Source organism: Sphingobacterium suaedae, assembly GCF_042684625.1.
GTDB lineage: Bacteria > Bacteroidota > Bacteroidia > Sphingobacteriales > Sphingobacteriaceae > Sphingobacterium > Sphingobacterium suaedae.
Genome location: NZ_JBHULR010000001.1, coordinates 164,133 through 189,143, shown reverse-complemented (window position 1 = coordinate 189,143; position 25,011 = coordinate 164,133). Strand labels below are relative to the sequence as shown.

24 protein-coding genes are annotated in these 25,011 nt (G+C 41.5%); 9 read left to right on the top strand and 15 right to left on the bottom strand.

Features of this window, described 5'->3' with window-relative positions:
* Positions 1-12: 12 nt before the first annotated feature.
* A complete protein-coding gene (gene pdxR, locus ACFSR5_RS00815) occupies positions 13-1,485 on the top strand; it encodes a MocR-like pyridoxine biosynthesis transcription factor PdxR (protein WP_380899713.1) in 1,473 nt (490 codons plus the stop codon).
* Here pdxR and ACFSR5_RS00810 read toward each other — a convergent pair.
* The 6 genes from ACFSR5_RS00810 to thrS form a co-directional block, all read right to left on the bottom strand.
* Complete coding sequence (locus ACFSR5_RS00810; protein WP_380899712.1) at positions 1,482-2,057, bottom strand: 2'-5' RNA ligase family protein; 576 nt, start codon at positions 2,055-2,057, stop codon at positions 1,482-1,484. The genes pdxR and ACFSR5_RS00810 overlap by 4 nt on opposite strands.
* A gap of 81 nt (positions 2,058-2,138) precedes the next feature.
* Entirely contained in the window at positions 2,139-2,564 is a 426-nt protein-coding gene (locus ACFSR5_RS00805; protein ID WP_380899710.1) for a DUF3060 domain-containing protein, read from the bottom strand.
* Positions 2,565-2,728: 164 nt separating this feature from the next.
* Positions 2,729-3,073: a 50S ribosomal protein L20 gene (gene rplT / locus ACFSR5_RS00800; RefSeq protein WP_380899708.1), complete on the bottom strand. Its 345-nt coding sequence runs from the start codon at positions 3,071-3,073 to the stop codon at positions 2,729-2,731.
* Positions 3,074-3,171: 98 nt separating this feature from the next.
* A complete protein-coding gene (gene rpmI, locus ACFSR5_RS00795; RefSeq protein ID WP_380899706.1) occupies positions 3,172-3,372 on the bottom strand; it encodes a 50S ribosomal protein L35 in 201 nt (66 codons plus the stop codon).
* A 35-nt stretch (positions 3,373-3,407) separates the two neighbouring features.
* On the bottom strand, positions 3,408-3,932 hold the full coding sequence (infC, locus tag ACFSR5_RS00790; RefSeq protein WP_380899704.1) for a translation initiation factor IF-3: 525 nt from the start codon (positions 3,930-3,932) through the stop codon (positions 3,408-3,410).
* Positions 3,933-3,979: 47 nt separating this feature from the next.
* Positions 3,980-5,905 (bottom strand): threonine--tRNA ligase, encoded by a 1,926-nt coding sequence (gene thrS, locus ACFSR5_RS00785; RefSeq protein WP_380899702.1) that lies wholly within the window; start codon positions 5,903-5,905, stop codon positions 3,980-3,982.
* 269 nt (positions 5,906-6,174) lie between these two features.
* On the opposite strand from thrS, the gene ACFSR5_RS00780 reads away from it, so the two are divergent.
* Positions 6,175-6,798, top strand: a complete 624-nt coding sequence (locus tag ACFSR5_RS00780; protein WP_380899700.1) for a 7-carboxy-7-deazaguanine synthase QueE — start codon at positions 6,175-6,177, stop codon at positions 6,796-6,798.
* Positions 6,799-7,514: 716 nt separating this feature from the next.
* Here the strand turns inward: ACFSR5_RS00780 and ACFSR5_RS00775 are convergent.
* Positions 7,515-8,591, bottom strand: coding sequence for a Gfo/Idh/MocA family oxidoreductase (locus tag ACFSR5_RS00775; protein WP_380899698.1), 1,077 nt, complete (start codon positions 8,589-8,591; stop codon positions 7,515-7,517).
* A gap of 2 nt (positions 8,592-8,593) precedes the next feature.
* A complete protein-coding gene (locus ACFSR5_RS00770) occupies positions 8,594-9,874 on the bottom strand; it encodes a Gfo/Idh/MocA family protein (RefSeq protein ID WP_380899696.1) in 1,281 nt (426 codons plus the stop codon).
* Between the two features lie 120 nt (positions 9,875-9,994).
* Here ACFSR5_RS00770 and ACFSR5_RS00765 point away from each other — a divergent pair, with 120 nt between their 5' ends.
* Both ACFSR5_RS00765 and ACFSR5_RS00760 read left to right on the top strand, forming a co-directional pair.
* Positions 9,995-11,260, top strand: a complete 1,266-nt coding sequence (locus ACFSR5_RS00765) for a DUF819 family protein (RefSeq protein WP_380899694.1) — start codon at positions 9,995-9,997, stop codon at positions 11,258-11,260.
* Between the two features lie 48 nt (positions 11,261-11,308).
* Entirely contained in the window at positions 11,309-11,755 is a 447-nt protein-coding gene (locus ACFSR5_RS00760) for an acyl-CoA thioesterase (protein ID WP_380899692.1), read from the top strand.
* A gap of 151 nt (positions 11,756-11,906) precedes the next feature.
* Here ACFSR5_RS00760 and ACFSR5_RS00755 read toward each other — a convergent pair whose 3' ends face one another.
* From ACFSR5_RS00755 to ACFSR5_RS00745, 3 genes are all read right to left on the bottom strand, one after another.
* Complete coding sequence (locus ACFSR5_RS00755) at positions 11,907-13,418, bottom strand: GNAT family N-acetyltransferase (protein WP_380899690.1); 1,512 nt, start codon at positions 13,416-13,418, stop codon at positions 11,907-11,909.
* A 132-nt stretch (positions 13,419-13,550) separates the two neighbouring features.
* A complete protein-coding gene (locus tag ACFSR5_RS00750) occupies positions 13,551-13,892 on the bottom strand; it encodes a DUF3467 domain-containing protein (RefSeq protein WP_380899688.1) in 342 nt (113 codons plus the stop codon).
* Between the two features lie 64 nt (positions 13,893-13,956).
* Positions 13,957-15,075 carry a M42 family metallopeptidase gene (locus ACFSR5_RS00745; protein ID WP_380899684.1) on the bottom strand — a complete coding sequence of 373 codons (1,119 nt, stop codon included), beginning with the start codon at positions 15,073-15,075 and terminating at the stop codon, positions 13,957-13,959.
* A gap of 229 nt (positions 15,076-15,304) precedes the next feature.
* On the opposite strand from ACFSR5_RS00745, the gene lgt reads away from it, so the two are divergent.
* Both lgt and ACFSR5_RS00735 read left to right on the top strand, forming a co-directional pair.
* On the top strand, positions 15,305-16,129 hold the full coding sequence (gene lgt / locus ACFSR5_RS00740) for a prolipoprotein diacylglyceryl transferase (protein WP_380899682.1): 825 nt from the start codon (positions 15,305-15,307) through the stop codon (positions 16,127-16,129).
* A 46-nt stretch (positions 16,130-16,175) separates the two neighbouring features.
* Positions 16,176-17,381, top strand: a complete 1,206-nt coding sequence (locus ACFSR5_RS00735) for a multidrug effflux MFS transporter (RefSeq protein WP_380899680.1) — start codon at positions 16,176-16,178, stop codon at positions 17,379-17,381.
* Positions 17,382-17,454: 73 nt separating this feature from the next.
* On the opposite strand, the gene aroQ is transcribed toward ACFSR5_RS00735, so the two are convergent.
* Positions 17,455-17,871, bottom strand: coding sequence for a type II 3-dehydroquinate dehydratase (gene aroQ / locus ACFSR5_RS00730; RefSeq protein ID WP_380900302.1), 417 nt, complete (start codon positions 17,869-17,871; stop codon positions 17,455-17,457).
* 20 nt (positions 17,872-17,891) lie between these two features.
* Positions 17,892-19,520, bottom strand: a complete 1,629-nt coding sequence (locus ACFSR5_RS00725; RefSeq protein WP_380899678.1) for a gliding motility protein RemB — start codon at positions 19,518-19,520, stop codon at positions 17,892-17,894.
* Positions 19,521-19,716: 196 nt separating this feature from the next.
* Between ACFSR5_RS00725 and ACFSR5_RS00720 the strand changes: the two genes are divergently transcribed.
* Together ACFSR5_RS00720 and murI are read left to right on the top strand one after the other, a co-directional pair.
* The gene (locus ACFSR5_RS00720) at positions 19,717-21,135 is read left to right on the top strand and encodes a glycoside hydrolase family 125 protein (protein ID WP_380899676.1); all 1,419 of its coding nucleotides are present in this window, start codon (positions 19,717-19,719) and stop codon (positions 21,133-21,135) included.
* A 59-nt stretch (positions 21,136-21,194) separates the two neighbouring features.
* Positions 21,195-22,031 carry a glutamate racemase gene (gene murI, locus ACFSR5_RS00715; protein WP_380899674.1) on the top strand — a complete coding sequence of 279 codons (837 nt, stop codon included), beginning with the start codon at positions 21,195-21,197 and terminating at the stop codon, positions 22,029-22,031.
* 50 nt (positions 22,032-22,081) lie between these two features.
* Here murI and ACFSR5_RS00710 read toward each other — a convergent pair whose 3' ends face one another.
* Positions 22,082-22,501, bottom strand: a complete 420-nt coding sequence (locus tag ACFSR5_RS00710; protein WP_380899672.1) for a SufE family protein — start codon at positions 22,499-22,501, stop codon at positions 22,082-22,084.
* Between the two features lie 7 nt (positions 22,502-22,508).
* Positions 22,509-23,744 (bottom strand): SufS family cysteine desulfurase, encoded by a 1,236-nt coding sequence (locus ACFSR5_RS00705; RefSeq protein WP_380899670.1) that lies wholly within the window; start codon positions 23,742-23,744, stop codon positions 22,509-22,511.
* Positions 23,745-23,936: 192 nt separating this feature from the next.
* Between ACFSR5_RS00705 and ACFSR5_RS00700 the strand changes: the two genes are divergently transcribed.
* Positions 23,937-24,932 carry an acyl-ACP desaturase gene (locus ACFSR5_RS00700; protein WP_380899668.1) on the top strand — a complete coding sequence of 332 codons (996 nt, stop codon included), beginning with the start codon at positions 23,937-23,939 and terminating at the stop codon, positions 24,930-24,932.
* Positions 24,933-25,011: the final 79 nt, after the last annotated feature.

The following is a 25,011-nucleotide window of genomic DNA, read 5'->3' as shown; positions in this document are numbered from 1 at the left end:
AGTTTTTAGATTATGCCTAGTCCGGTTGATATACCATTCCGAAGTTTTATTGACATCGATAGGAACGCGGCGACTCCAATTTTCCTACAGATTGTTAATCAGCTCATTAAAGCTATTCAACACAATAGGATTCCACCCAATGCGAAGCTCCCAGGAACTAGACAACTCAGCCAGCTTCTGAATGTTCATCGCAATACGGTTGTTTCTTCGTATGACGAGCTAGCAGCTCAAGGGTGGCTTATTATCCGGCCAAACCAAGGCGCCTTTGTTATTTCAAGCATACCGACCTCTCGCGCTAAAGTACACGCACAGTCTCATTATCCAAAAGAAACTGGTTTTTCATTTAAACGATCGATCTTATTGGATAATCCGTATGACTTTGGCGATTACACATACGTATTTAACGATGGAACTCCGGATATCCGTCTGACGCAAATAAACGACCTTTCTCGGGTGTATAGCGCGGCCATGAAACGGAAGATGAACCGGAAGAAAATGGGATATTATAACCACGAAGGCAGTGAGTACTTCAAGGAGCAGCTGGCGCACTATATACATTTATCGCGCGGATTGAACATCACTCCTTCAAATCTTCTAATTACAAGAAGCTCTGAAATGAGTCTTTTCATCATTTCAGAAATATTACTGCGTGCAGGCGACATCGTAGCAATCGGATCTCCAGGTTATTTCTCGGCAAATATGATTTTTCAGAAAAACCGCGCACTATTATATGTTATTCCGGTCGATCAAGAAGGGATAGACACGGATGCGCTACGACGCTTATGCGAAAAGCAGAAAGTCCGCATGGTTTATATCACGCCGCAACATCACTATCCAACCACTGTCAGTCTCAGCGCCCCGCGTCGAATGGCTCTTTTGCAACTCGCCGATCGTTATGGTTTTGCGATCGTGGAAGAGGACCATGACTACGATTTTCACTACGACAAACAACCGCTATTGCCCTTAGCCACCGCTGACACCGGGGGAATGGTCGTCTACGTTGGGTCATTTGGCAAATCACTCGCACCAGGATTTCGTACCGGATTCATCGTTGCTCCTGACAACCTCATGCAAGAAATGCGTAAACACTTAGGAATCATTGACAGACAGGGAGACGTGCTGATGGAACATGCATTGGGAGAAATGATCGAAGAAGGTGTAATTCACCGACACCTAAAGCGATCGTTGAAGATATATAAAGAACGTCGGAATAAAATAATCAACCTGTTAGATGGTAAGTGCTCCTCTTGGTTATCTGCGGAAAAACCGTCGGGAGGGCTGGCCGTATGGGCCACCTTTCATTCTCCGATAAATCTAGCAAAACTTGCTCAGCATTCAGCAGAAAATCAATTGTTCATCCCTCGGAATATACTTTATCAGCAGAAGGGGTTAACGGCTATGCGAATTGGGTTTGGGCATATGAATGAAGAGGAATTGGAACAAAGCTTACGTCTATTCTGTGAAACAATAAAACAGCTTGGTTAGAATCCCAAGCTTAGTTGACCGCTTTTCATGGACGGCTCCTCTCCTCGAAATGGTATTTCCAAAAAGGCTTCGTATTGATTCGTTTCATGATTGAATTTGCGAAGCACGATGCCACCGCAGAAGAAATCGAAATCGACGGCCTCAAATGCGCCAGAAGTTTTCAAATCTACCAAGTCAGCCGGTTCTAATTGTCGCCCTATTGTCACATGAGGTTCAGCAACGAGTTTGGCCGGAACGACTCTTCGAACCTCTTCTACAACTGTACGCATCTTTGCTCTGAGGAATTTTTTTGCATAAACTGTAGGATCGATGTATAAAGTCCCTGAAGATGGATAAGAAGAAAATCGATCGAAATATACATACTGTCCACGTTCGTATCGTAACCGCTCTGTTAAATCACGAACAATGATGGCTAAGTCTCGCTCAGACACCTCGATCTTACAAATACTGATATGTGCGATGGAATGGCAGCTTGGATACCACTTGTTCAAAAGCCGCTTTGCTAATTGTTTCAACGAAGCCACGAAGCGAATTCCCTTTTCACAGGGTTGAAAAACGATAGAAATATGCATTTTTTCCATAAAAACCTCCCCTATAACCTATTCCACAATATAAGAAATTGGCAAGACAAACGGAAAAGTTATACGATCATTCTACCGCACTTTAATGACGTCATTTCGCTCCCCTTTAAGATTAATAACAGGTTTTCCAGCTTTACCATTAGCGAGCTTATAGTGCACCAGATTGTTCGTCCCTTCGATCTTTACATTATGAATACGATCTACATATATCTCATTGTTAATACCGCTTATTGAAATAGATTTAAGACCGCCAATCGCATAAATAACGTTATGGGACCCTGCTATCTGAAGGGTTTCGTCGCCATTGGTAATTAACTTTTTTTCATTATTCATGCCTTCGACCTTAACCACTTTACCGTGTTGATAAATTATAATCAGATCATTCTTAGGAGGGTCTATTTTGTTGCTCTTCCCTCCCGCTCCATATGTGTCCTCAATGCAGCAATATCCACAAATAGCAACGAAAACACTTAACAGTTTTATACAAGGCGCCTTCATGTTTACAATTGATGATTAGTTTTATCAAAACTACTAAAATCAATTTTCTAGACATGGGGATTTGATTATAATTAACACTATTTAACGCACAAAATGATCACACAAAAAAAGGAGCCTTAGGCTCCTTTTAGAATATCTAACAAATTGATAGCGGATAAAAAACTTTATTTTACTGCGTCAACTACTGCTTTGAAAGCTTCTGGATGGTTTAATGCTAAATCAGCTAATACCTTACGATTTAAACCGATATTTTTTGCATTTAATTTTCCGATCAACTGGGAATAAGAAATCCCGTGTTGACGCGCACCCGCGTTGATACGCTGAATCCATAAAGCTCTGAATTCGCGTTTTTTGGTCTTACGGTCGCGATAAGCGTACTGTAAACCTTTTTCTACTGTATTTTTAGCAATAGTATAAACTTTGCTTCTTGATCCGAAATAGCCTTTAGCTAATTTCAAGATTCTTTTTCTTCTTCTTCTCGAAGCTACTGCGTTAACCGAACGTGGCATATGTTATTAAATTTAGTTTGGTATAAGGTGTTACGTTTTTCAGTAAGCTTACAACCCTAATACCCGGTTAAAAAATATTATTAAATGATCTATACAACTTATTTGCCGATAGCAAGCATGCGCTTAACATTACCCATATCAGCATCATCAACATAACTTGTATGTGTCAAATTACGTTTTTGTTTTGTTGTTTTTTTCGTCAAGATGTGGCTTTTGTATGCACTTTTTCTTGCGATTTTACCTGTTCCAGTCAATTTAAAGCGTTTTTTCGCGCTGGAATTGGTCTTTACTTTTGGCATAATTCAATTAAATTTTATATCAACTTGTTAGAATTCTATTTCTTAATGGTCTTGGGTGCCAATGTCAAAAACATCCGCTTGCCCTCAAGTTTCGGTAATAGTTCAACTTTACCATAATCCTCTAAGGCTTGGGCAAAACGTAACAACAAGATCTCCCCTTGCTCTTTAAATACGATTGCACGACCTTTAAAGTGGACATATGCACGAACTTTTTCACCATTTTCAAGAAATTTCATGGCGTGCTTTAACTTGAAATCAAAGTCATGGTCGCTGGTATTTGGTCCAAAACGAATCTCCTTAATAACAGTCTGTTTTGCATTCGCCTTAATTTCCTTCTGTTTCTTTTTCTGCTCGTAAATGAATTTACTGTAATCAATAATCCGACAAACCGGAGGAACTGCATTTGGCGAAATCTCCACAAGATCAAGTTCCAGCTCGTCTGCCAATTCTAAGGCCTTACGCGTCGGATAAATTCCTTGTTCTATATTATCGCCGACCAGACGCACCTCAGGTACTCTGATAAACTCGTTAATGCGATGTTCTGGTTCTTTCTTTCTCATTGGTGGTCTAGGACCACCACCTCTATTTAATGCCAAATATTTAAAAATTAAACGGTTATTTCTTTAATTAATAATTCCTTAAATGCCTGTGGACTCATAGATCCTAAATCGACAGATCCGTGTTTACGAACAGAAACTGTGCCACTTTCTGTCTCTTTCTCCCCTACAATCAACATATACGGAATTTTTTTCACTTCCGCATCGCGAATCTTACGACCTACCTTCTCGTCACGAAGGTCAATCAGTCCGCGAATATCGGAATTATTTAGGGATTCTAAAAGATTTTTTGCAGAATCTTCATATTTTTCTGACACAGGCAAGACTATAAACTGCTCTGGCGCAAGCCATAACGGAAACTGTCCGGCACAATGTTCAATCAATACCGCAACGAAACGCTCTAATGATCCAAATGGGGCGCGGTGAATCATGACAGGGCGATGTTTTTGATTATCACTTCCTGTATACTCCAACTCAAACCGCTCTGGCAAATTGTAATCAACTTGTATGGTGCCCAGTTGCCATTTACGACCCAATGCATCTTTGACCATGAAATCTAATTTTGGACCGTAAAACGCTGCTTCTCCGTATTCCACTACGGTCGGTAGTTCTTTTTCCGCCGCAGCCTCAATAATCGCGGCCTCGGCAAGTGCCCAATTATCATCTGATCCAATATATTTTGTCCTATTCTCTGGATCACGCAAGGAAACCTGCGCCGTAAAATCGTTGAAGCCCAGGGCTCCAAAAACATACAACACCAAATCAATTACCTTCTTAAACTCATCCTTTACTTGATCAGGACGGCAGAATAAATGCGCATCGTCTTGCGTAAAACCTCGTACCCGTGTCAATCCATGCAATTCTCCCGATTGTTCATATCGATATACGGTACCAAATTCTGCAAAACGCACCGGCAAATCTTTATATGATCGTGGTTTCGTTTTGTAAATTTCGCAGTGATGCGGACAGTTCATCGGTTTTAGAAAGAACTCCTCTCCTTCTACAGGCGTATGAATGGGCTGAAAGGCATCAGCTCCGTATTTTTCGTAATGTCCAGAAGTAATATACAGTTGTTTATGACCAATATGCGGGGTAACGACTGGCTCATATCCGGCCTTTATCTGAGCACGTTGCAAAAAATCCTGCAACTTCTGCCGTAACGCTGCACCTTTCGGCAACCATAACGGCAAACCTGCTCCCACTTTTTCAGAAAAGGCGAACAACTCAAGTTCTTTGCCTAGCTTCCGGTGATCCCGTTTTTTGGCCTCTTCGATAAATTTCAAATAGTCACTTAACTCGGATGCTTTTGGAAACGTGACACCGTAAATACGGGTCAATTGCTTACGACTCTCGTCACCGCGCCAATATGCTCCTGCCACATTTGTAAGTTTGATGGCCTTAATAAATCCTGTATTAGGAATATGTGGTCCACGACACAGGTCGGTAAAGTGCCCTTGTGTATAAAACGTAATCTTGCCGTCCTCCAAGTCCTTAATCAAATCAAGCTTATATTCATCCCCTTTCTCTGTGAAATAAGCCAAGGCGTCTGCCTTAGAAACAGATTTTCGTTCAAAAACTTCCTTTTGTTTCGCGAGTTCTAGCATTTTTTCTTCAATAAGCTTGAACTCCTCCGAGGAGAATTCCCGATCGCCGAAGTCTACGTCGTAATAAAAGCCCGTTTCGATAGCTGGCCCTATTCCAAATTTAACCCCTGGATAAAGCGCTTCCAAAGCTTCTGCCAATAAATGGGCGGACGAATGCCAAAAGGTGGATTTTCCTTGTTGGTCATTCCATGTAAGCAACTTCACCGTGGCATCTTCTTGTATGGCACGGGAAGCATCCCAGACTTCACCATTCACTTCGGCAGCTAGTACATTTCTCGCTAGACCCTCCGAAATCGACAGGGCAACTTGCATCGCGGTTGTCCCTTTTTCATACTGACGTACAGAACCGTCAGGTAACGTTATTGCAATCATCAACGAATATGATTTAAAATTTATTAAAAGATCTGAACCATAAACATGCAAGGTGTACAATTACCCTGAATTCCTGTCTAGGGTTCATTTTTTACCGAGCACAAAGGTATTCAATATCTTTAAGAAACCGAAACGGAATACCTGCTAATGTTCATGAAAAACGATAGGCACCCACATATTCATAATTAAGTCATAACATCGTTCAATCGGTTCTTAGCATGCGTATATCCGTCTATTTTTATATCTTTGTGCTCTCAAAAAAATTTGACATGTCAAATCAAGTCCCAGAAGACGGCACGCTACTTCCACTCATGGAAGAATTTTACACGATACAAGGCGAGGGCTACCATACAGGAAAAGCCGCATACTTTATTCGCTTAGGTGGATGTGATGTCGGTTGCCATTGGTGTGATGTTAAAGAAAGCTGGGATGCCAACCTGCACCCTCTTACGTCGGCAGAGGACATTGTTGACAACGCAAAAAAACACCCCGCTAAAACGGTGGTTATAACAGGGGGAGAGCCGTTGATTTACAATTTAGATTATCTGACCAAACGACTGAAGGAAGAGGGGATTCAGACGTTTATCGAAACATCTGGTGCTTACCCATTGTCTGGATATTGGGACTGGATATGCCTGTCTCCTAAGAAATTCAAAGGCCCGCGCCCCGATGTGCTCAACGCAGCCGGAGAACTAAAAGTGATTGTTTTTAACAAAAGCGACTTTCAATGGGCTGAAGAGCATGCTAAATTCGTCGGAAAAAATTGCAAATTATACCTCCAGCCTGAATGGTCTAAGGCGGCAGAAATGACACCGCTCATTATTGATTATGTTAAAGAAAATCCGAGATGGGAAATCTCGTTACAAACACACAAATATCTAAACATTCCATAGATACATAAAAATTGAGGGCTTTTGTATTTTTGCCATAAGCAAGACAAGATTACATGAGCTTCCGTGTTTTTTAGGGTGTTTGTGCTTTTGCACATATCAGATTTCCGCACAAAAGCCATCTCCAAACAAACAAGCACAACGCGCTTTTCTGGATGCAAACAAAGCTCTTCAAGCAAACAATTACGAAGTTGCGGAAGATAAACTACGGGACACCATTTCTTTTGACCCTGAGTTTGTGAGCGCCTGTTGACAGCTAGGTGACATTTACCTACCTATCGGATTATCATTTTGCCCTACAACATTCCTATCCGACAAATTTTTGCTTGCGACAATCGCTAAGTAAAGGAATCAACACAAGGGATGATGAGTATTTTCCAAAGCTGACGGCAGACAAGCGAAAGCTACCGTTCCCCCGGAAAACCAATAATCAGGAGAATTTCTATGAAAGCGAATTATCGGAATCTGGCTGGACCGAAGCTCAGAAATTGGCCGGGCAAATAAACTCTGACAGCTATAATGAAGGGGCACACTGCATATCACCTGATGGACAATATTTGTTTTTCGACAGGTTGTAACCGCCCAGATGGATTCGGCAGCTGCAACATTTATGTATCGGAAAAAGAAAAAGAGCAATGATCTGTACCACACAATCTTGCCCACCTATCAATAGTCGGGGTTGGAAAGCACAGCCCGCCATCTCCGCAGACGGAAGTCAGTTACTTACCAATAGGTACCATGACGCCCCGTTTGACAGATTCATCACAGGCGAAAGCAATGCGCAAGCTATTCACCGCATCTTCCATAGATTTCGAAAGATCTATATCGTCTTCTATAGCCTGTTGAAAATAAACCTGTTCTCGGTTGCACAACTCCTGATGATCCGGCTCATCGCGAAGATATATCCAGTCATCCTGATGAAGGAATTCATTTTGCTGATTGATATTCGCGTAATGTACGCGTATTGATTCGGTTTGCGTATGCGCGGCAACGGTATCTGAATTCCCCTCACTTTCAGCTTTATTAGCTATGATGGATACCGAACCTAGAGGACCAATCACATCCTTAACAAAAAATGCAGTCTGACTTATCATAGGCCCCCACCCCGCTTCGTACCAACCGACTGAGCCGTCGTCAAACCGTATCTGCAACTGTCCATAGTTGTAATTATCAATAGGTATATCCTCCGTCAAACGGGCGCCGATGGCCGAGACCAAAACAGGCTTCGCGGCGGTCATTTGGCACATAACATCAATATAGTGAACCCCACAGTCGACAATTGGACTTAAGCTTTTCATTAAATTTCGGTGCACGTCCCACATATATCCATGACTCTGTTGATTAAGGTTCATACGGAAAACCAAGGGAGTACCGAGGGTTCTACCTATTTCGATAAATTTAATCCAGGACGGGTGATGACGCAAAATGTAACCCACAACTAGTTTTTTTCCAGTTCTTTTTGCCGCTTCCACGACGCGCTCCGCTCCAGCAACACTATCCGCCAAAGGTTTTTCAATAAATACATGAGCCCCACTTTCGAAGGCTTTGATAGCATAGGTTTCGTGTGTATCTGGATAGGTCGAGATACAAACGGCATCTGGAGATGTTTTACGTAAGGCTTCTTCATAGCTTCCAAAAGTAGGATAATCTGTTCCTAGACGAACGTTCAATCGATGCTTGCTATCACCGCGAGCAACTAAACCAACAATATCGAAACCAACCAAATCATGATACGCTTGCGCATGAGAAGCTCCCATATTACCGCATCCTACGACCAATACTCGAATGTTTTTCATGTTTACGAAAATTTATAACTTCCCGGACGTGCGATAGCCAATTGATCAACTTTCATATCCCAGTTATAATCGTCTATCGGCGGGCCTAGGGTCTCAACGGAATGAATAACTTCATCATAAGTCAACGATTTACCAGAATAAGCCGATAATCTCCCCCAAATAGCCAAAAGCGTAGAGGTTACCATAAAATCACCATCATTAATTGTTTCTTTGTTGCGAATGGCTTGAAAAAGCTCATCGTGTTGTGTCTGGTACATATTATTTAGCCGTTCGGTATTTTTCCAAGGCTGTTCTCCTATTATTTCGTAACTACTATTTAGTGCTATATTGACGTGACCTTTTGTCCCCATAACTTCCACTGTATTGCGGGGCGTAGTCCCGTTTTGTTGACGTCCAAAATGAAATCCTCTAAAGCCGTCGTGATATTCATATTCCACGGTAAAATGATCAAACACGTTACCGTATTTATTCCAAGGTCGGCTTTGCCTCCCACCTGTGGCAGTTACTTTGGTCGGAAGTTCATTTTGCAAGATCCACGACATGTAATCAATGCTGTGAATGGTCTGTTCGACGATCATATCTCCAGAATAGCGTTGATAATAGTACCAATTTCGCAATTGGTAAGCGAGATCGCTCCAATTAGGTTGCCGTTCTTTATAGCTTAATTCACCGCCATGTCTGAAGGTAGATATAGATTTGATATCGCCGATAGCTCCACTGTACACACGTGATATAACTTCTCGATTAGGAAAAGAATAGCGAAAGCAAAACCCACTAACTAAACATAGTTTCTTCTCCTTGGCTAGTTTCACGGCAGCCTCAACCTGATGTAGCCCTGGGATATCGATGGCTACTGGTTTCTCGCAGAAAATATGCTTTCCATACTGCACGGCAAGCGTTATATGTGCTGGACGGAAATTAGGCGGGGTACACAAAAGGACGACATCTACTTTCTTCGATGTGATGAGCTTTTCATAGGCATCAAATCCTACATACGATGATTTCTCGGTCACTTCTATCCTTTCTCCATATTTTTCCTTCAAGGAAGTCAGCGTATTGTTCAGATTGTCGTCAAAGACATCAGCTAGCGCGGTAACCCGGACATCAGGGTCGGCATCAAGCGCTTGGAAAACCGCGCCTGTACCACGGCCACCACAACCTATAAGTCCAACATTGATCGTTTTATTTTTGGGTAAGTCTGCCGATGCCATTAGACCTGTATTCAAGGCAGACGCGCCAATAAGCAAACTGCTATTTTTTATAAATTCCCGACGATTAGTCATGCGTTTAGTTTAAGGTTCAGTGTTAAATCATGCAACTTAGTGCAAGAATAACAAAAAAACAGTTGTCAATCCGAAATTATTATATAATTTCACAAGCAATTTAACAATAACCTGAAGATTATGCAAAATGCTATCAGAGAAGTTACACCGCTCATTACGGATCAGGCAGGAGTTTTTGGCTTGCTCATGGTTGTACTCGGCATCGTTTTCTATACCTCAAGTCTAAAAAACAAGATTTTACAACGATTTTATGCTGTTATCCCCCCACTTCTGCTCTGTTATTTTATCCCAGGACTTCTTAATTCTTTTCATGTTATAGATGGTGCCAATTCGCCACTTACAGGGATAGGGAGCCGATACTTTTTGCCCGCTTGCCTCATTTTATTTACGCTCAATCTCGATCTCAGGGAAATGTGGAACTTGCGCAAACGCGCAGGATTGATGTTTCTAACAGGAACGGTTGGTATTGTAATCGGCGGCCCGCTGGCTGTATGGATCACCGCGCTCATTGCTCCCGACGTTGTCGGTGGTACTGGACCGGACGCAGTATGGCGTGGCTTAGGCTCGTTAGCTGGTTCGTGGATAGGTGGCAGTGCAAATCAAGTAGCTTTGAAAGAAATTTTACAACCATCGCCCAAGTTATTTTCGTCGATAATTGCCGTCGATGTATTTGTCGCCTACATTTGGATGGCGTTATTATTGTATGGAGCGGCCAAATCAAAAAAAGTCGATGCTTTTTTTAAAGCAGACGACACTGATGTAAAGATGCTAACAGAACGTATGGATGCTCAAGCAAAAGCGAACAGTCGCATACCTGAAACGAAAGATCTTATTTTTATGGTTTCCTTAGCATTAGGCGGGACCGGGTTGGCCTCCTTGCTCGCAAACCCATTATCAAATTACATGACAGAAAACTTCCCTCAACTCGAAAAATTTTCGTTGACAAACAGCTTTTTTTGGTTGGTGTTATTTGCGACTGTAATTGGGATCGCACTCTCTTTTACTCCTGCTCGTAAACTTGAGAATGCCGGAGCATCCAAAATGGGGACGACGCTCCTTTACATGCTGATCGTGACGATCGGAATGCAGATGGATATATCTGCCATATTAGATAATCCTGGTCTTTTCGTGGTTGGAGTTATTTGGATAAGCGTCCATGCATTACTGTTAATCCTTGTCGCGAAATTAATCAAAGCGCCATTTTTCTACCTGGCTGTTGGTAGCATGGCGAATGTCGGAGGCGTGGCTTCCGCGACCGTTGCAGCAGCGGCCTTTCACCCATCGTTAATCTCGGTTGGAGTCATTTTAGCAGTGTTTGGATACGCAATAGGCACCTATGCTGGGTGGTTAACAGCGATACTTATGCAAATGGTATCCGCAATCTAAAGGTAAAGGTGAATAAAATAATTATCTTTACCTAACAAGTTTTTTGATATGGAACAGGCTACGTTTTTTTTTGAAGGACAGGTTCTTTGGTCCCAGTTAGACCCAAACAGACATTTGAGACACTCTGCTTACGCTGATTTTTGCGCTCAAGCGCGTAGTAACATGCTGAGTAAAGCAGGACTATCGTTAGACGAATTTGCAAAAAAACATATCGGCCCGATCCTCTTCCGCGAGGAATTGATTTACCATCGTGAGATAGGGCTGGACGAGCGCATCCGTGTAAAAGTGGAAATCGTGAAATTAAACATCAAGAATTTTCGATTCTCTTTCCGCCACGAAATATATAAGGAAAATAATGTGAAAGCTGCCACGGTCAACGTTGACGGCGCGTGGCTGGATTTAATAAACAGAAAATTAACCACCATTCCCGAGGAATGGATCCCCATCATTGCGCATATTCCAAAAGCGGATGATTATCATGAATCCTCTGAATAATCACAATGTAAATGTAATTTATCCACGCTGTGTACTAACAATACCAATGCATGTTCTATTCACGACCATCAACTACTGAAAGACCGTAAGCATAAATAGATTATGCGGTAGAATGGTCTATTTCTACACGACGTTGCTTGGGCGTAACTTGTTATTTAAGTAGATTAACGGCGTAAAGATCATTGCGCCTGTCTTTTAATATTTTAACTGTTCCGTATTCGTGCAAGTCACGAAGCGCGTATAAATCGACATCAGCAATCAATACCATTTCTGTATTGGGCGTGGCTTCCGCCTTGATTCCATTGTTTGGAAAGGCAAAATCAGATGGAGTAAATACCGCAGACTGCGAATATTGTATATCCATATTATTGACCCGTGGCAAATTTCCCACACATCCGGCAATGGCCACATAGCATTCGTTTTCGATAGCCCGTGCCTGTGCGCAAGCGCGAACGCGCATGTAGCCATTTTGTGTATCTGTCATAAATGGCACAAACAACATCTGCATTCCCTGATCTGCCATAATCCGGCTTACCTCAGGAAATTCGACATCGTAACAAATTAAAAGTCCTACTTTTCCGCAATCGGTATCAAATACGTTTATTTCGCTGCCTCCCACCATGCCGTAGTATTTAAATTCATTTGGTGTGATATGAATTTTTTTGTGCACGTCTAGTTTACCGTTTCTATGACATAAGTAAGACGCGTTATACAACTTTTTATATTCTACGATTGGCATCGATCCGGATATAATGTTCACATTATAAGAAACGGCCAGTTGCTGCATTTTATCAATGATTTCGTCAGTTAACTCGGCTAATTTCTCCATTGCTGCGCGCTCAGGCAGATCATTGTATGGACTCATTAAAGGGGTATTGAAAAACTCCGGAAACATAATAAAATCTGTTCCGTAGTCACTTACGGTATCGACAAAAAACTCGACCTGATCATAAAATTCTTGTATGTCTTTAAATTGACGCATCTGCCACTGCACCAGCCCCAAACGGATAGTTTGTCGCGTAGCTGAGTTCGACTTGGCATCCGGCTCGTAATAGATATTATCCCACACCAATAACGTCGCGAACTCATTCGATTCCCTGTCTTCGGGAAGATAGTTTTTTAAAATTTTGCTGACATGAAAGTCGTTTGACAATTGGAATGTTAATGTCGGATCATATATTTCTTTTCGCTTCACTTTCTCGATATACGTTCGTGGTGTCATCTTGTCGGCGTAGTTATGATAATTCGGTATTCTCCCGCCGGCCACAATACTTTTTAAATTCATTTCTTCGCATAGTTCTTTCCGCGCATCATAGAGACGACGCCCTAATCGCAAAGAACGATGATCCGGATGCACAAAAACCTCAATCCCGTACAATGTGTCTCCATCATAATCATGCGTTGAAAATTTTCCATCATCTATAATCTCATAATATTTTTTATAGATATTCGTTTTTTTAGAGTCGATAATAAGCGACAACGCACAAGCTACCACCCGTCCGTTCACTTCTACACATAATTGCCCTTCTGGAAACAATCGAATCAAATCTTCAATATTCTCCCGCGTCCACACCTCTCCCGAATCATTTCCATAAGCTCGCTCCATCGAGCGTTTTAAATCTTTATAATCTTCGGCGCTTAGGTTCCGTACTTGTATATCCATAAAATTCTCCTTAACTCTAAAACAACAGATCGTTCGATTGGGTTTTCAATATTATTGCAAAACAACAATTCTGGTATATAGAAAAAGAGGAGAACGATGCCTGTTCTCCTCTTTCTCATATCTTTCTTAGTACTAGGCTTCTCCAGCAGGACCGCCAAAATTCATAGGCAACGCCGGATCATTTGTCTTAATTGGACCGTTCCCGTCTTCAAAACGGTTGATATTATCTTGTAAGGCCCCTAATAATCTTTTTGCATGTTCAGGAGTTAAGACAATTCTAGATTTCACCTTCGCCTTGGGTATACCCGGCATAATACGGATAAAATCCAGCACAAATTCTGTATTTGAATGTGTAATGATCGCAAGATTACTATAAATTCCCTCCGCGATTTCCTCACTCAATTCTATGCTTAACTCATTATTTTCTACAGGTTCACTGTTATTATTTTTCAAATCCATAAAATTAACATCCATTTCGATAATGTATTTTTAATATCTCTTCGTTTAAATATAACGCTTTTTTAAATGCAGTTTGTTATTAATGTGTAAAAGTCCGAAAATCCTGCCCGTTCTCGATCTTTAGTATGACCTCGTAAATCAATCGAATCACGTTGTCTACATCCTCTTTATGAATCATTTCTACCGTAGTGTGCATGTAACGCAAGGGAAGCGAAATCAGAGCGGAGGGCACTCCGCAGTTAGAATACGCAAATGCGTCCGTATCCGTCCCCGTCCAACGTGAAGAAGCTTGTCGTTGGAACGGTATGTTATTTGTTTGAGCCGTTTCCACCAATAATTTGTTCAGATTGATTTGAACTGCCGGAGCATAAGACAGCACGGGGCCCTGTCCACAGGCTAAATCACCTTGCGTTATTTTACTAATCATCGGGGTTTGAGTATCATGTGTTACATCGGTTACAATGGCCACCTGCGGCTTGATATATTCCGCGATCATTTCTGCCCCTCGTAATCCAATCTCTTCCTGTACAGAATTCACGATATACAATCCAAAAGGAAGCTTCTTTTTATTCTCTGTCAGCAGGCGAGCCACTTCAGCAATCATAAACCCTCCAGCACGGTTGTCCAAAGCGCGCCCCACGTAGTACCGATTGTTCAATACCATAAACTCGTCTTCATAAGTCACGACACATCCAACATGTATCCCCATGGCCTCCACTTCCTCTTTGGATGTTGCCCCACAGTCTAAAAAGATATTTTTCAGCGTTGGCACCTCTTCTTTTTCTCCTGCACGTGTATGTATTGCTGGCCATCCAAAGACCGCTTTTACAAATCCACTGTCGGTATGAATGTTAACTCTCTTGGAGGGTGCTATTTGATGGTCCGATCCACCATTTCGAATCACATAAATCAATCCATCTTTTGTAATGTAGTTTACAAACCAAGAAATCTCATCGGCATGTGCTTCAATCACCACCTTATAAGAAGCCTCCGGATTAATTATGCCCATCGCTGTTCCATAATTATCAATATAGGTTTCATCTACGTACGTCTTTATATAATCCAGCCATAATTTCTGCCCTTCCCACTCGAAACCTGTGGGTGACGGATTATTTATATATTTTTCAAAAAATTTCAATGAATTATCAGTCACCACCGATACATGCTTTTTCTCTTCGATTTCTTTTTTACTCGCCATATCCAAATTAAATTCCACACAAAATAAAAAAATTTGAAAGAATTTCAAATTGTCCTTCCAGACTTGTAAAAAACTTAATGACTTTTCAAGTAGTAAAAATTCTTAGTTTTATTTAAATACCCAGTAGAGTGAGTTGCCAGCCTTCTTACATTAGTCCGCTGACATTCTGTACGGAATATAATTGCATATAAAAGCAAATTTATCTAAGTTTACGCCACAATTTACGACTATGATGTCAATATTAAATATAATCCACTGGAATATAGATCCTGTTATTTTCGAGATAGGTTCATTCGGGTTACGTTATTATGCCCTTTGTTTTTTAGCGGCGTTCGTCGTCTCGTATATTCTTATGCTCAAAATTTTCAAGCGGGAAGGTAAAACACAAGAATTACTCGATCAGCTAAGTATCTATATTTTTTTAGGAACACTAATCGGGGCTCGTTTAGGACATTGTCTGTTTTACGAATTTGATTACTACATCCAACACCCATTGGAAATGATCCTTCCTTTCCGAATGGTAAACGGGAGTTTCGAGCTAACTGGATTTCAGGGACTCGCGAGCCACGGTGGTGCAATCGGTATTCTGATAGCATTATGGCTGTTTTCCCGCAAAACGAAAACCGACTTTATGTGGATCACGGATCGCCTCATTATCGTGGTCCCGTTAGCGGGCGCGTTTGTTCGACTGGGTAATTTTTTCAATTCGGAAATTATAGGCTTAGAAACCAAGATGCCTTGGGGGGTCGTATTTGAAAAAGTAGATATGACGCCGAGACACCCTGCTCAACTGTATGAAGCCATTGCATATATCCTCCTTTTCATTGTATTGTGGTCGATGTATCAAAAAAATAACAAATCAAAACCAGGCTACTTATTTGGGATATTTTTAGTTCTTCTATTTGGGGCTCGGTTTGTCTTAGAATTTTTTAAAGAAAATCAAGAAGCTTTTGAAGAAAGCATGAAATTCAATATGGGGCAGCTCCTCAGTATTCCATTCATGCTCGTTGGTCTCTACCTGATTTTTCGAAAGGAAAAGGAGCAAAAAAAATAAAGATAACAGCCCATCCATTTGATGGGCTGTCTTATTCACATCCCCCATGAAACAAAAAAAATACAGCAATAGAACAATCATTCTGCTTATCCTCGGTTTATTATCAGCCGTTGGACCATTTTCCATAGATATGTATTTACCGGCTTTTCAAACGATAGCCAACGACTTTAATACCTCTGTAGATCAGGTGCAGTTCTCCTTGACTAGCTTTTTTATCGGAATCGCTTTTGGTCAATTGATTTATGGTCCCCTTCTCGATCGGTTCGGTCGAAAAAAACCCCTGTTAGTCGGCTTGCTAATTTACATTGGTGCAACATTCTTTTGCGTCTTGACACGCGATATAGAGCATCTCATCTTTTTACGTTTCATGCAGGCCTTGGGAAGCTGCGCAGGAATGGTTGCCTCCCGAGCTATGATACAAGATTATTACGATCCGCGTGAAGCGGCAAAGGTTTTTAGCCTACTTATGCTCGTGATAGCAATTTCTCCCATCTTAGCTCCGAGTGCTGGTGCATTCTTACTGAACCACCTGGATTGGCACTATATTTTTGTTTCGCTTTTACTGATTGGTGTCCTCATACTTTTGGCGACATTTTTCTATCTACCTGAATCATACCATGGAAATGCCGACTTTTCTTTACGTCCCACGGCGATTGTGGCTAAATTTTGGCAAGTTTTCACAAACAAAACCTTTCTTAGCTATTGTTTAGTAGGATCCATCGCTTCTTCGGGCTTATATGCCTATCTGGCCGGCTCCTCTTTTGTCATGCAACAATATTTCGGTCTTTCTCAAACCGAGTATGGATTAGCTTTCGCATTTGTGGCATCCGCTATGATTGTGGCCACCCAAATAAACCGCGTCATACTTAAACGATGGACAAGCCCACAAATCAGCAAGATTGCAAACATATGGCAGTCAGTGATAGCACTTATCATGATCGTGTGTTTATTTACTGACGCATTAAACTTCACGGGCTTACTTGCTCTTATTTTTTGCTATCTGCTAGGACACGGTTTTATTTTCCCCAACACATCGGCAATGGCCTTATCCCCGTTCAAGATACTTGCAGGAAGTGCGTCAGCCTTACTTGGATGTGTACAAATGGCTATTGGTGCACTTACATCCGGGCTCGTCAGCTTTTTCCATAATGACACCCCCTATCCGATGGTTATTGTCATGGGGGCTGCAGCAATCATCTCACTTATTATTCATATTTTTGCTGGAAAACCCTCCACAGAAAGAATCCTTTAGACAAAACCTACGCTCGAAAAACAATAAGCGTCACCATTGGCCAATGCCTGTTGTTGTCCGGATAGCACCCGATCTACAGAAAGCTCTGTATCCCAAGTCTATAACTATTTAGTCCAAACCCACATATAACACCCACGCAGTTTTTCGCTAAATAAGAACCATGTCTAAATTCCTCTCTTTTGTGCACATTAGAAATATGTACCTCCACAACTGGCGTGGTAATGGCTGCAATAGCGTCGCCTATAGCTAGTGATGTATGCGTATAGGCCCCAGCATTTAATACAATACCATCAAATGAAAACCCGATCTCATGTAGTTTATCAATAATCGCTCCTTCGTGGTTACTTTGAAAATAGTGCAACTGTGTATCCACGAAACTGCTTTTTAAATCCTCGAAATACGATAGAAAATCCTGACTACCGTATATGTTTTTTTCTCGAATGCCCAACAGGTTTAAATTGGGGCCATTAATTACGATTACCTTCTTCATCATCTAAAGATAATAATATCCTAAAGATCTCCGTAAAAATTGCGGAAAGAAGAGCGAAGCCCAACGTTAATCACACCAGACTTCTGCGTAGCAGCATTTTCTATGCGATTATATCGTTGCGTGTATCCGACCTCAAAACGCAAATTATACTTTGGATTCAATACATATGCTGCCTTGATATCTGCATAAAACAAATCGTTTTTTATGCCCTGACCAATATAATTGCCATACATATTTGGAATCGTACGATACGATTGAAAGATATCGCCCCCCATGTTACTACCGTCATCTGGATCTGTTCCAAATCGACTATACACTCCTTGCACAGAAAAATCAAATCGTTCCCAAGAATAGTTGGCTAATCCAACCAGCTCTTTGAAATTTGCGCCTCGCGGATGAGCTAGCGGTTCGCCGTGATTGCTATAATTCGAGATGGATACAAAATGCTGATATGTGTATGGTCTTACCACATTATATTCGGCCAAAAAATTCAAATTTTGAACACGAAAAACATCGAACCCTTTGATGCCCAATTGTGTCCCCCACTTGTTATGTGCATATCCGTTCCCTCCGAAAAACTCTTTTGCGGTAAACTCTCCCAACAGAAATTGTCCGTAGGCCGTCACATTATTTAACACTTTATATTTAGCATTCAGCCCCAAAAACATTTTATCTGGAGAGCTCGCATTATTTGATTCCACAGGACGTATAAACATAACAGGATTGATGTAGTTAAAGTCAAACCCGCGATGTCCGGCTTGGTTTTTATTTGCCCACACTACTGCCTGAAAAAAGCCGATGGACAACCGGTTGGTAGCATTATAATCTAAATATTGGAAAGCTCCCCACTTAATACCATCACCGAACCGTCCGCCAGAGTCCAACGAATCAATTCGTGGATTTTTCGGGTCGGTCATATACGCCCATATCGATGTGTAGTGCACATTCCCAATTTTTCCAGTTAATTTCAAGTGTGCATAATTTGACGAAAAGTCGGACAGCAAAAGCGATCTGTATCCGTCGCCAATGTGATTTTTATCATAAGCTAAGGTCGTCTGAAAGTAGTCACTGAAATCATATGTCAAACTTGCAGTAGCATACATCCAATCCTTCTTGTTATTCGATTGATGCTTAACGATTCCCTGTCCAGGAACCACCCCGTTTCTATTCACATAGTCCGTTAGGTAATTTGCAAATACCCCCTGATTTTCAAACGCATTGGCATAAAACGTAAACTTGTCTTTAATCGTCAAACCTACTTGAAAACCTCTGGTATTCAACCATGTCGTTCTTTTATCAGATCCCAGCAATTCTTTTCCAATCATAAAGTCAGGAAGGAAATCCAAAAAAAACGTATGATCCTCTTTGTTCACCTCCACAAGGTGTTCATTAAAAATTTTTCGCATAAATAGATTCTCCGAATCCACTTGGTTCAAAGACTGTATAGAATCCATTTTGGTCAGGAGGCTTCCTTTAAATAGATACGGTTTAGAGGCAGTATGAAAACGCGTATCGGGCGAATACAACAGTCGGTCATATTTCTGATAATGCTGATACGAGTAAGGTTGGTTTTTCACTTGAGCTTTCAACAGGTGCAACGGGGATAACAGTGCACATGATGCAAGCAACAGGAAATAATTTCGCTTCATAAAATATTTAAAATATATTGCAGTTCTCTATAACAATTATTATTCCTAAAATTCTTGAATACAAAACTACCGATAAAAAACGACAATTAATGACAATCATTCATCTCTGCTAAATCGTTTAGTTTTATGTTTTTATTGTATTTATTCTTATCTTAGACAGGAATAACCATGTTGTATACAATAAGCATTATTATAAATGAGACGTAGAACATTTCTTCAAAATGCCGCTGCACTGAGTGCGGGAGTCATGGCCAGCAAATTTTCTTTTGCTGAATCCCTCGAAACTTTTCCTATCGTACGTGTGCCGGTGAACAAACGGCATTTTTCGAGCAAAGTCATCGAAAGCGTTATTACAGAATTCCAAAAAAATGTTGACAATAAAGAGCTTGGATGGCTCTTCAACAATTGTTTCCCTAATACGTTGGATACGACAATATACGATGAATCAACAGCCGCAAAGAAGCTGACTTATGTGATTACCGGAGATATTGATGCCATGTGGTTGCGAGACAGCAGCGCACAGGTGTGGCCGTATTTACAGTTTATGAAGAAAGACCGCCGACTTCAGGACCTTATTTTAGGGCTGATCAACAAACAAGCCCGATGCATTAATATAGATCCGTACGCGAACGCCTTTTACAACGATCCCGCTAAAAAGGGAGAATGGTTTTCCGATCATACCGATATGAAACCTGGCATTCATGAGCGTAAATGGGAAATAGACTCCCTATGTTATCCGATTCGATTAGCTTACCATTACTGGAAAGAAACGAACGATAATACTCCCTTTGACGACGAGTGGGTTAAAGCACAAGAGAATACCTATAAAACCTTTGTGGAACAACAGCGAAAGAATAATACGGGTCCTTATGTATTCTCTCGTACAACCTCACGTGGGTCAGATACCTTGCAGGTTGATGGACTGGGTTACCCCGTAAATCCTGTTGGAATGATCTGTTCAGCTTTTAGACCGTCGGATGACTGTTCGATCTTCATGTTTCTGATTCCTTCCAATTTATTTGCCGTCAAGAGTTTGCGCCAATCAGCAGAAATTCTGAGAAAGGTAAAAAACAACACAGATTTAGCCAGCCGCATGGAAGCATTGGCCAACGAAGTCGATACAGCAGTAAAACGGTATGGGATCATTGATCATCCGGAGCATGGTAAGGTTTACGCATTTGAGGTGGATGGTTATGGTAGTTATCTCATGATGGATGATGCGAATGTTCCCTCGCTTTTAGCACTACCGTATCTCGGGGCGGTTGATGTCCACGATGAAGTGTACCAAAGAACGCGTAAGTTTATTCTATCCGAAAAAAATCCATTCTTTTTTAAGGGCTCCGCGGCAGAGGGTATTGGAGGGCCCCACATTGGTCGTGATATGATTTGGCCTATGGCCATCATTATGCGTGCGTTTACATCGACAGACGATAACGAAATAAAAACATGTATCGAAACGCTCCGCAAGACGCATGGAGGTACCGGTTTTATGCATGAATCATTTCATAAAGATGATCCGAAAAAATTTACGAGGCATTGGTTTGCTTGGACTAATACATTATTCGGAGAATTGCTTTGGAAAACATATAAAGAAAAACCATCTTTGCTCAAGTAACAAGGGCATTCCAACTAATGTAGAAAGCGTTAGGAGAATACCCTCCTAACGCTTTTTATATGAACGAGATCTCAAGAATAGGGCCGATAGGTATTTTTGATTCCGGTTTTGGCGGGTTAACCGTCTTTCGCGAAATCAAAGACAAACTACCGCAGTACGACTACATTTATTTAGGCGACAACGCTCGGGTCCCATACGGCTCCCGTTCGTTTGAAACAGTTTATCAATTTACAAAGGAATGCGTTTTTAAGCTCTTTGACCTGGGGTGTAACCTTGTTATTCTAGCTTGTAATACCGCATCTGCAAAGGCGTTGCGTACCATACAACAACACGATCTACCGATTGGCAAAAAAGTGTTGGGGGTGATCCGTCCAACCACGGAGTCCATCAACAGATTCACAACAACAAATGAGGTTGGTATTCTAGCTACACAAGGTACTGTTCTTTCAGAATCATACAAAATCGAAATTAACAAATTTTATCCCCATATTCGGGTGTATCAGCATGCTTGTCCGCTGTGGGTACCACTTGTGGAAAACGATGAAATCGACACCCCCGCAGCCCATTATTTAGTAGAAAAAGACATTCATGAAATTTTAGCGCAAAACCCAAACATTGATACCTTGGTCCTGGCATGTACACACTATCCACTACTGCTTCCAATTATTAGAAAATTCGTCCCGAAAGGAGTACAGATCGTAGCACAGGGACATCTGATAGCAGAAAGTTTGGAAAACTATCTCCAGAGGCATCCCGAAGTCGAGTCAACGTGTTCAAAACAACGAAAGACTGCGTTTTTTACAACGGATGATCCAGCAGACTTTCAAACAAAAGCTAAAATATTCTTTGGAGAACCAATAAATGCGGCGCATCTGCGTGTAAAGAATTGTATATGAAAAAGGTCGTAGACCCGTTGATTATTCTCAAGCCCTATTCGCGTTTTTTATTAACCCTTCGCACTCAACGCTACGGCATATAGTTTCATTTGCTTGACCATGGATAGTAAACCATTGGCTCGCGTCGGCGAAAGATGTTCTTTAAGACCGATCTGATCAATAAAGTAGAGATCAGCTTTCGCGATTTCTTCTGGCGAATGTCCGGATAAAACCTTTACCATCAAACTGACCAACCCTTTGGTAATAATCGCGTCACTGTCAGCCGTAAAAAAGATCTTGCCGTCCCGCAGCTCCGGAAAGAGCCAAACTTTTGACTGACATCCTTTAATGATATAATCTTCCGTTTTGTATTCTTCTTTAATCAATGGCACCTCTTTTCCGAGTTGGATGATGTATTCATACTTTTCCATCCAATCTTGATAAAAGGCAAAGTCACCAATCAGTTCGTCTTGTGTCTCGTTTATCGTCATTCTGTTATTATTTAAGCATTTGGAGCGCCCGTTTAAGCCCAGCAACCAATGTATCAATTTCTTCCTTAGTGTTGTACATGGCCAACGATATGCGCACCGTTCCGGGAATTTGAAATTGATCCATCACTGGTTGCGCGCAATGGTGACCGGTACGCACAGCAATTCCAAGTTTATCAAGAATAACACCAATATCATATGGATGCACCCCATCCACAACGAAGGAGATAACCGATGATTTATGCGTAGCCATCCCAATAAAACGAACACCGTCTACCGCGGATAGTTGTTCTGTTGCGTAAGCGAGCAGAGATTCTTCATAAGAACGGATCGATTCCAAGCCAATATTATTCAGATAATCTATTGCATGTGCCAAACAAATTCCAGCTTCAATGTTTGGCGTACCCGCTTCAAACTTGAACGGCAATTCATTGTAAGTTGTTTTTTCGAAAGTCACTTCTTTGATCATATCTCCTCCCCCCTGATAAGGCGGCATCTTGTTCAGTAATTCTTCTTTCCCATACAATACTCCAACCCCTGTGGGACCATACATTTTATGTCCTGAAAATGCAAAAAAGTCAACGTCCAACGCCTGCACGTCCACGGCAATGTGTTGAACGGCTTGTGCTCCATCGACCAATACAGGCACACCATGACTATGCGCCACTTCTATCATATCTTTTATAGGGTTGACTGTTCCGAGAGCATTAGACACGTATGTACACGCAACAAGTCTAGTCCGTTCCGAAAACAGTTGACGGTAAACGTTTTGATCAAGTTCACCTCGTTCATCCATGGGAATAACGCGTAGTTTACAACCTTTCTCGTCACATAGCATTTGCCATGGCACAATATTGGAGTGGTGCTCCATTGCTGAGATAATGATTTCGTCATCCTTTCCAATAAAGGGTCGGCCATAACAGGTAGCAACAATATTGATAGCCTCGGTGGTTCCTTTGGTGATAATAATTTCGTGATCATGTTTCGCATGGATAAAAGCTTGCGCTTTCCGCCTTGTCACTTCAAACGCATCAGTGGAAATCTGACTAAGATAGTGAACACCACGATGCACATTACTATTCATATCGACATAGTAATTAACAATAGCATCAATCACCTGTTTCGGCTTCTGTGTTGTAGCACCATTGTCAAAGTATATTAAGGGTTTACCGTTTACTTGTCTTCCTAAAATTGGGAAGTCCGCGCGAATTTTCTGTATATCAAAATTTTCCAATACTATTCTCATTAAATGATCTACAAAGTTAGTATAATAAGCACGAAAATAGGTCAATCGAGTGTATTCTTTTTCATCGGACTCCTCTATCCGTCCGTGCCGCTGCTTATTATGCTCATCCACACGGATCCCTGTGTTGCGTTGCTGCCAATTTTGTAAAATATAGCCGGATTATTTATTTCTAATTGGTTACCTTTGTATCATATGCAAGAACTACCATTAAATATCCCTGAAGGGTCGAGAAAAGAAGTGATGGCCTATCTGGAACCGTTCATGTTAAATGAAATGAGCGAGTACCTTAAGCCTGTAGAGGAAATGTGGCAGCCTGCTGATTTCTTGCCCGACGCCTCTCGAGATACCTTTTTTGAGGAGGTGAGAGATTTACAAGAAAGTGCGAAAGAACTTCCGTATGACCTAGTCGCCGTTTTAATCGGTGACACGATCACTGAAGAAGCATTGCCGACATACGAATCGTGGTTAACGATGGTTGAAGATGTGGAGAAAAACGAACAAGGAGGATGGATGAAATGGGTTCGCGCATGGACAGCAGAAGAAAACCGCCACGGCGACCTATTAAATAAGTACCTGTACCTATCTGGTCGTATTGACATGCGCCAATTCGAGATATCCACACAATACTTAATTCAGGACGGGTTTGATATCGGTACAGGTGCCGACCCCTATCGCAATTTCATTTACACTTCCTTCCAAGAATTAGCAACCAATGTGTCTCACCGTCGAGTCGCAGGTATCTCAAAGAAATCTGGAGATCGTCTTCTCGCCAAAATGTGTGGGGTAATTGCTTCGGATGAAGCGAGACATGCAAAGGCTTACATGTCTTTTATCTCGCATGCGCTCCAAGTAGATCCTAGTGAAGTCATGATCGCGTTCGAGGATATGATGCGAAAAAAGATAGTGATGCCGGCACATTTCCTTCGTGAGGCAGGTGAACCACAAGGAGAAGCCTTTGCTCATTTTTCGGACGCGGCTCAACGTCTAGAAGTATACACCGCATTGGATTATGTAGAGATCCTGCAATCACTCAACACGGAATGGGCAATTGATAAGGTAACTGGATTAAATGATAAAGGAGAAAAAGCACGAGATTATTTGATGAAACTTCCGGACCGCCTCATCCGATTGGCTGACCGGGTTAAAATCCCAGAAATACAATATAAATTTAAGTGGATTCACGAATAGAGCCTAGTTTATCTAGGCTTTTTTTTGCCCTAATTTTTAATTGCTCTTTATTTACACTAAATTAGTTGCTATACTAATA

What these genes read in the sequence shown, in the direction of transcription:
- pdxR (WP_380899713.1), top strand. Translation starts at nt 13, where the DNA reads ATGCCTAGTCCGGTTGATATACCATTCCGAAGTTTTATTGACATCGAT.
- ACFSR5_RS00810 (WP_380899712.1), bottom strand. Translation starts at nt 2,057, where the DNA reads ATGCATATTTCTATCGTTTTTCAACCCTGTGAAAAGGGAATTCGCTTC.
- ACFSR5_RS00805 (WP_380899710.1), bottom strand. Translation starts at nt 2,564, where the DNA reads ATGAAGGCGCCTTGTATAAAACTGTTAAGTGTTTTCGTTGCTATTTGT.
- rplT (WP_380899708.1), bottom strand. Translation starts at nt 3,073, where the DNA reads ATGCCACGTTCGGTTAACGCAGTAGCTTCGAGAAGAAGAAGAAAAAGA.
- rpmI (WP_380899706.1), bottom strand. Translation starts at nt 3,372, where the DNA reads ATGCCAAAAGTAAAGACCAATTCCAGCGCGAAAAAACGCTTTAAATTG.
- infC (WP_380899704.1), bottom strand. Translation starts at nt 3,932, where the DNA reads ATGAGAAAGAAAGAACCAGAACATCGCATTAACGAGTTTATCAGAGTA.
- thrS (WP_380899702.1), bottom strand. Translation starts at nt 5,905, where the DNA reads ATGATTGCAATAACGTTACCTGACGGTTCTGTACGTCAGTATGAAAAA.
- ACFSR5_RS00780 (WP_380899700.1), top strand. Translation starts at nt 6,175, where the DNA reads ATGTCAAATCAAGTCCCAGAAGACGGCACGCTACTTCCACTCATGGAA.
- ACFSR5_RS00775 (WP_380899698.1), bottom strand. Translation starts at nt 8,591, where the DNA reads ATGAAAAACATTCGAGTATTGGTCGTAGGATGCGGTAATATGGGAGCT.
- ACFSR5_RS00770 (WP_380899696.1), bottom strand. Translation starts at nt 9,874, where the DNA reads ATGACTAATCGTCGGGAATTTATAAAAAATAGCAGTTTGCTTATTGGC.
- ACFSR5_RS00765 (WP_380899694.1), top strand. Translation starts at nt 9,995, where the DNA reads ATGCAAAATGCTATCAGAGAAGTTACACCGCTCATTACGGATCAGGCA.
- ACFSR5_RS00760 (WP_380899692.1), top strand. Translation starts at nt 11,309, where the DNA reads ATGGAACAGGCTACGTTTTTTTTTGAAGGACAGGTTCTTTGGTCCCAG.
- ACFSR5_RS00755 (WP_380899690.1), bottom strand. Translation starts at nt 13,418, where the DNA reads ATGGATATACAAGTACGGAACCTAAGCGCCGAAGATTATAAAGATTTA.
- ACFSR5_RS00750 (WP_380899688.1), bottom strand. Translation starts at nt 13,892, where the DNA reads ATGGATGTTAATTTTATGGATTTGAAAAATAATAACAGTGAACCTGTA.
- ACFSR5_RS00745 (WP_380899684.1), bottom strand. Translation starts at nt 15,075, where the DNA reads ATGGCGAGTAAAAAAGAAATCGAAGAGAAAAAGCATGTATCGGTGGTG.
- lgt (WP_380899682.1), top strand. Translation starts at nt 15,305, where the DNA reads ATGATGTCAATATTAAATATAATCCACTGGAATATAGATCCTGTTATT.
- ACFSR5_RS00735 (WP_380899680.1), top strand. Translation starts at nt 16,176, where the DNA reads ATGAAACAAAAAAAATACAGCAATAGAACAATCATTCTGCTTATCCTC.
- aroQ (WP_380900302.1), bottom strand. Translation starts at nt 17,871, where the DNA reads ATGAAGAAGGTAATCGTAATTAATGGCCCCAATTTAAACCTGTTGGGC.
- ACFSR5_RS00725 (WP_380899678.1), bottom strand. Translation starts at nt 19,520, where the DNA reads ATGAAGCGAAATTATTTCCTGTTGCTTGCATCATGTGCACTGTTATCC.
- ACFSR5_RS00720 (WP_380899676.1), top strand. Translation starts at nt 19,717, where the DNA reads ATGAGACGTAGAACATTTCTTCAAAATGCCGCTGCACTGAGTGCGGGA.
- murI (WP_380899674.1), top strand. Translation starts at nt 21,195, where the DNA reads ATGAACGAGATCTCAAGAATAGGGCCGATAGGTATTTTTGATTCCGGT.
- ACFSR5_RS00710 (WP_380899672.1), bottom strand. Translation starts at nt 22,501, where the DNA reads ATGACGATAAACGAGACACAAGACGAACTGATTGGTGACTTTGCCTTT.
- ACFSR5_RS00705 (WP_380899670.1), bottom strand. Translation starts at nt 23,744, where the DNA reads ATGAGAATAGTATTGGAAAATTTTGATATACAGAAAATTCGCGCGGAC.
- ACFSR5_RS00700 (WP_380899668.1), top strand. Translation starts at nt 23,937, where the DNA reads ATGCAAGAACTACCATTAAATATCCCTGAAGGGTCGAGAAAAGAAGTG.